A 5,847-nucleotide genomic window follows, 5' to 3' on the forward strand; every position below is an offset into this window, starting at 1 on the left:
CGCCCGGCCGATGCCCGCCGATGAGGTGCCCGGCTGGCTGCGCCGCTGGCCCGAGCGCCGCGAGTGGCAGGCGCTGGCGCCGCTTGGCGCCGGCTCGCGGTAGCGCCTGGCCATGCCCTCCATCGACGTGATTCTCGATTTGAGCGCCAGCGAATGCCTGGCGCACTACGAAGGCCGCTACCAGGGCGTGCGGGCGCGCAGCGTCGACGGGCGCTGGGTGGCGTTTCCCGCCGAGGCGCTGCGCCGCGTGGTGGGCCGCGACGGCGTTCGCGGCGTGTTTCGACTTACCTTCACCGACCAGGGGCGGTTCAGCGCCATCGCTCCCGTATCGAGCCCGTCATGACCCCTTATCACCCTGATGACCCCGCGCCGATGAGCCTCGACACCCTGGTACTTCGCGTCATCCCCGACCTCAACCTGGCCGAGACGCTGGTCGGCAATACCCTGACAAGCCTGATCGACAGCGCCAGCGACCCGCTCGACGTGCTGTGGCGCAGGCAGCAGCAGGAGCGCTTTGCCCTTGCCGTGTATCGGCTGCGGCTGATTCTGGAGGCGCTGCTCGAGCGCTACCGCCTAGATGTCAACGCGCTGCTCGCCGACCCCCGCCACCGCCCGCCGGCGCTGTTGCTCAAGGACGACGAGGTGGCCGCCATCGACGAGGCCATCGCCATCTACCGCCACGTGCGCGCCTTCCAGCGCGGCGAGCGCCGCGACCCGGTGGCAAACGCCCCGCGCTGACTCCCCTGGCATCGAAATTGCTTCTATAATGCGACACTCGCCCGGGGATCACCCGCCCCGGGCGCTCGCCACCGCCTACCCGGCCGGCGGCTTTCGATCCGGAGATAACCCATGTCTACCTCGCCCGTTACCTTGATGGTGGCCCGCCGCGTGGCCCACGGCCGCTATCACGACTTCCACCGCTGGCTCAACGAGGGGCGCGACCTAGCCGCGGACTTTCCCGGCTACCTCGGCTCCGGCGTGCTCGCCCCGCCCCAGGGCGACGACGAGTACCAGATCGTGTTTCGCTTCGCCGACCCCGACACCCTCGAGACCTGGCAGCAGTCCGCCTCGCGCAGCGGCTGGCTCAAGCGCGGCCAGGGCCTGTTCGACTCGCCCAGCGAGCAGCGGGCCACGGGCCTCGGCGCCTGGTTCCACATGGACGGGGTCGAGCCCACCCCGCGCTGGAAGCAGGCGGTGGCGGTGTGGCTGGCGTTCTTCCCCATCTCGCTTGCCTTCCAGCTGCTGTTCGGCGGCTGGCTCGCCGGCTGGCCGCTGGTGCCGCGCGTACTGGCCAGCACCCTGGTGCTCACGCCGATCATGGTGTTCGTGTTCATCCCGCTCTCCACCCGGCTGCTCGCCCCCTGGCTTCAAGGCCAGTGGTCGCCACGGGACCTGCTGGCGCGTTGGTGGCAAACCCGGCGCACCTAGGCCACGCTGTGAACGTCACCCATCGCCGCCAAGGAGCGATCATGATCCAGGTACATCATCTCGAGAAATCCCGTTCGCACCGGGTGATCTGGCTGCTCGAGCTGCTCGGGCTCGAGTACGACGTGAAGGTCTACCGGCGCGACAAGCACATGCAGGCACCCAAGGCGCTGCGTGACGTGCATCCGCTGGGCAAGTCACCGGTGATCACCGACGGCGAGCTGACCGTGGCCGAGTCCGGGGCGATCGTCGACTACCTGGTGCAGCGCTACGGCGACGGGCGCCTGCAGCCGAATGCCGACGAGACCCGCGAGTGGGTCGACTACCGCTACTGGCTGCACTACGCCGAAGGCTCGCTGATGCCGCTTCTGCTGATGAGCCTGGTCTTTGGCCAGATACCCAAGCAGTCGCCGGCGCTGGTGCGCCCGGTCGCCAAGGGGATCAGCGCGGCGATCCGCGAGCGCTTTCTCGACCCGCAGCTCGACCGTCACCTCGACTTCATCGAGGCGCACCTGGCCGAACAGGGCAGTTTCGGCGGCGCGTGGCCAAGCGGGGCCGACGTGCAGATGAGCTTTCCCATGCTGGCGCTGAAAGGCACCCGGTCGCTGTCACGCTACCCGGCGATCGACGCCTACACCCGGCGGCTCGAAAGCGACCCCGCCTGGCAGCGCGTGATCGACCGGGTGGGCCCGCTGGATCTTCCCGAGCGCTGAGCCGCGCGACTCACCCCAGGGCAGCGAAGCTGCCCGCGTTGAGCCACAGGTGCACCAGGATGCTCGCCACATAGCCCAGCAGGATCACCGGCGCCCAGCGCAGGTGCCCCATGAAGGTGTAGGCGCCCCGGGCCTGGCCCATCACCGCGACCCCCGCCGCCGAGCCGATCGACAAAAGGCTTCCGCCGACGCCGGCGGTCAGGGTGATCAATAGCCACTGGCCTTCGGACATGGCCGGCTGCATGGTGAGCACGGCGAACATCACCGGGATATTGTCCACCACCGCCGAGACCACGCCGAGGGTGACGTTGGCCCAGGTCGGGTTCCAGCCGCTGTAGAGCGCTTCGGACAGAAGCCCCAGGTAGCCCATGAACCCGAGTCCGCCCACGCACATCACCACGCCGTAGAAGAACAGCAGGGTGTCCCACTCGGCGCGCGCCACGCGATTGAACACATCGAAGGGCACCACGCTGCCCAGCTGCTCGAGCTTCTTGTTGTCGCCCAGGCGGCTGTAGCGCTCGCGCTTGCGGGCAAGCGAGCGCGGCAGGCTCTTGCGCAGGTAGAAGCCGAAGAACTGCAGATAGCCAAGCCCGGTCATCATGCCCAGCACCGGCGGCAGATCCAGGAGCGTATGGCAGGCCACCGCTGTTGCGATGGTCAGCAGGAACAGCGCGATGATGCGCCGCGCGCCGCGCTTGAGCATCACCTCCTCGTGGACGCTTGCCGGTTTCTGGTCCTTGATGAACGCGCTCATGATCAGCGCCGGCACCAGGAAGTTGACCAGCGCCGGCAGAAACAGGATGAAGAACTCCTGGAACTCGAGAATGCCCGCCTGCCAGACCATCAGCGTGGTGATGTCGCCGAAGGGGCTGAAGGCGCCCCCGGCGTTGGCGCCCACCACGATGTTGATGCAGGCCAGGTTGATGAAGCGCTTGTCGCCCTCGGCGACCTTGGTGATCACCGCGCACATCAGAAGCGCGGTGGTCAGGTTGTCGGCGACCGGCGAGAGCAGAAAGGCGAGCCCGCCGGTCAGCCAGAACAGGGTGCGATAGTTGAACCCCTTGCGCAGCATCCAGGAGCGCAGCGCATCGAACACCCGCAGCTCCTCCATGGCGTTGATGTAGGTCATCGCCACCAGCAGGAACAGCATCAGCTCGGTGAACTCCAGAAGCGTCATGCGAAACGCGTACTCCGAGGTTTCCGACAAGCCGTTCTGCACGTAGACGAAGCCGATCAGCCCCCAGATCACCCCCGCCGCCACCAGCACGGGCTTGGACTTGCGCATGTGGATCTTCTCTTCGAGCATCACCAACGCGTAGGCCACCACGAACACCGCCAGGGCGAACAGGCCGATCCCGGTCGTGGTCAGGTCGAGCTCCCCGGTGATCGCCAGCGCCGACGGTGCGAAGGCGAGCAGCGCGCAGGCCAATACGAAAAGCCGGCCACGCGTGCATCGTGGCCGGCCGGGTTTGCTGTCGAGCAAAGGCATAAGGCATTTATCCTATAGACGTTGTAATAGGCGGGAATAAGCAAAGTCAGTTTAACAATCGCGCCTTTACGCCAATACGGAATAAAACCGAACAAAGCCCCCTTGGGGCGGCGTCGAGACGTCTTTTTTTAGGAAATTAATCGTTTCGCTAATAGCCTTTGCCACCCGGGGGTGGCATACCTGCAGGAGGCGTTAGCCATTGGTCGAAGCCGGCACGCCTCTGGCTGCCCGGGGGGAGCTGCCGGGCGCGGCGCGCCGTGGTATGTTAGCCCTGCAAGGCCCGCCCCGGGCCACTAAAACGAGACCCCCTCGACGGGGGCTGAACATACGAAGGACGCCCATGCGCTACTCGATTCGCTCTCTTCATCGCGCGCTGACGCTCTCGGTCGCGCTGCTCACCACGACCACGCTCGCGTTTTCCGCCCAGGCGCAGACGCGCATCACCTATAAATCTTCCTCGGCCGGAACGGCCTACTATCAGATGGGCGTGGAGCTTTCTGAAGCGATCCGTGAGGAGACCGACGACGCCATCGTCCTGACGCTCGAGGAGAGTCAGGGCTCGGTACAGAACGTCATGGAGGTGATGGCGCGCCAGGGCAACTACGTGTTCACCACGCCGCCGGCGCTGGTCGAGCAGGCGATGCAGGGTGAAGGGCCCTTCGCCGAGCGCCAGAGCCCGCGCTTTCAGGAGATCCGCGGACTGTTCCCGATTCCCTCGATCACCATGCACTTCGTCATCGCCGGCGATCACGGCACCGCCGGGGTCGAGGCGCTCGCCGACAAGCACGTGCTGATCGGCCGCGGCACCTATGGCGCCCGCGAGGCGCAGCGCTACCTCGAGCTGTTCGGGCTGGACGGCGACGTGCGCATCGCCGACGCCGCACTCGGCAGCGGCCCGGACGCGCTGAAGAACGGCCAGATCGACGCCTTCGTCACCGCCAGCTCCTTTCCCACGCCCAACGTGATCGAGATCGCCGCCAGCATGCCGATCACCCTGGTGAGCCTGACCGACGAGCAGATCGAGCAGACCGGGTCCACGGCCCAGGTGATTCCCGGCGGCACCTACCCGGGCGTCGACGAGGACGTGCAGACCACGTCGCTGCCGGTCATGGCCTTCACCACCGCGCAGATGGACGACGAGACCGCCTTCGCGCTCACCAAGGCCTTCTGGGAGCGGCGCGATGCCATGGCCGAAGAGGCCGCCTGGTGGGGCGCCATCACCCCGGACATGCTCGCGCAGATGACCACGCTGCTGCACCCCGGCGCACTGCGCTACTACGACGAAGCCGGCATCGACATTCCCGACGCGCTGCGCTGATTCCTCCTTCTTGCATCCCCTCGCAGGGCCCGCCTGCGGGGGGATTTCGTCGATAGGCACCTTCGATGCAGGCTCCTTCTGATACTTCCCTCCATCCGGCGCGCCCCTGGGCGAGCGGCTGGGTGGCCCTTGGCGCGGCGAGCGTCGTCTTCCACCTTGGCCTGGTGTTCTACGGCCTGGCCCCGGCGCTGGTGAGCCGACCGCTGCACATGGCGCTGTTGCTGCCCTGGGTGCTGGTCTACATGGCGCGCACGCGACTGCAGCGCGCAAGCGGCTGGCTGCTGACGCTTCTGGGCGTGGCGGCCTGCGGCTACATCGCCTTCAACGAGCCGGCGCTGGCCAACCAGTACGGGTTCATCGATACGCACCTGCAGATGGCCATCGGCGTGTTCCTGATCCTGCTGGCGCTGGAGGCCGCGCGCCGGGCGATCGGCTGGCCGCTGCCGCTGGTGGCGCTGATCGCGCTTGCCTACGGCGTGTTCGGCGAGCACGTGCCCGGCGCCTTCGGCCATGCGGGCATTCCGCTGCCGAGCCTGGTGGGCACCTTGACCATCGCCGAAGGCGGGCTCTGGGGGTCGCTGACCGGCGTGAGCGTCAGCGTGGTGGCGATCTTCGTGATCTTCGGCGCGGTGCTCAACGCAGGCGAGGCGGGGCAGGGGTTCATGAACCTGGCCTCCGCCATCGCCGGGCGGCTCACCGGCGGCGGGGCGAAGGTCTCGGTGATCTCCTCGGCGCTGATGGGCTCGATCTCGGGCTCGGCATCCGCCAACGTCGCCTCCACCGGGGCGATCACCATTCCCTCGATGGTCCGGCTTGGCTATCCGCGCTCGCTTGCCGGCGCCGTGGAGGCGGTGGCCTCCTCCGGCGGGCAGATCATGCCGCCATTGATGGGGGCCGGGGCC

7 protein-coding genes are annotated in these 5,847 nt (G+C 67.5%); 6 read left to right on the plus strand and 1 reads right to left on the minus strand.

The features are described 5' to 3' along the window. Window positions 1-112 precede the first annotated feature (112 nt). The 4 genes from BIS11_RS09435 to BIS11_RS09450 all read left to right on the plus strand — a co-directional run bounded on the left by BIS11_RS09435 (window position 113) and on the right by BIS11_RS09450 (window position 2,138). Window positions 113-343 (plus strand): DUF2835 family protein, encoded by a 231-nt coding sequence (locus BIS11_RS09435; protein ID WP_253585965.1) that lies wholly within the window; start codon window positions 113-115, stop codon window positions 341-343. Then, window positions 340-738 (plus strand): hypothetical protein, encoded by a 399-nt coding sequence (locus BIS11_RS09440; RefSeq protein ID WP_253425916.1) that lies wholly within the window; start codon window positions 340-342, stop codon window positions 736-738. Before BIS11_RS09435 ends, BIS11_RS09440 begins: the two co-directional genes overlap by 4 nt. A gap of 111 nt (window positions 739-849) precedes the next feature. Further along, window positions 850-1,428, plus strand: coding sequence for an antibiotic biosynthesis monooxygenase (locus tag BIS11_RS09445; protein WP_253425919.1), 579 nt, complete (start codon window positions 850-852; stop codon window positions 1,426-1,428). A 41-nt stretch (window positions 1,429-1,469) separates the two neighbouring features. Next, the gene (locus BIS11_RS09450; protein WP_253425921.1) at window positions 1,470-2,138 is read left to right on the plus strand and encodes a glutathione S-transferase family protein; all 669 of its coding nucleotides are present in this window, start codon (window positions 1,470-1,472) and stop codon (window positions 2,136-2,138) included. A 10-nt stretch (window positions 2,139-2,148) separates the two neighbouring features. Here BIS11_RS09450 and nhaD read toward each other — a convergent pair whose 3' ends face one another. Next, a complete protein-coding gene (gene nhaD, locus BIS11_RS09455; protein WP_253585966.1) occupies window positions 2,149-3,627 on the minus strand; it encodes a sodium:proton antiporter NhaD in 1,479 nt (492 codons plus the stop codon). A 340-nt stretch (window positions 3,628-3,967) separates the two neighbouring features. On the opposite strand from nhaD, the gene BIS11_RS09460 reads away from it, so the two are divergent. Then, a complete protein-coding gene (locus BIS11_RS09460) occupies window positions 3,968-4,945 on the plus strand; it encodes a TAXI family TRAP transporter solute-binding subunit (RefSeq protein ID WP_253425925.1) in 978 nt (325 codons plus the stop codon). 65 nt (window positions 4,946-5,010) lie between these two features. Continuing rightward, window positions 5,011-5,847, plus strand: an 837-nt coding sequence (locus BIS11_RS09465; protein WP_253585967.1) for a TRAP transporter large permease subunit, incomplete at its 3' end; no start/stop codon positions are given.

It is taken from the genome of Halomonas sp. 707D4 (genome assembly GCF_024158685.1).
Classification (GTDB): Bacteria; Pseudomonadota; Gammaproteobacteria; order Pseudomonadales; family Halomonadaceae; genus Vreelandella.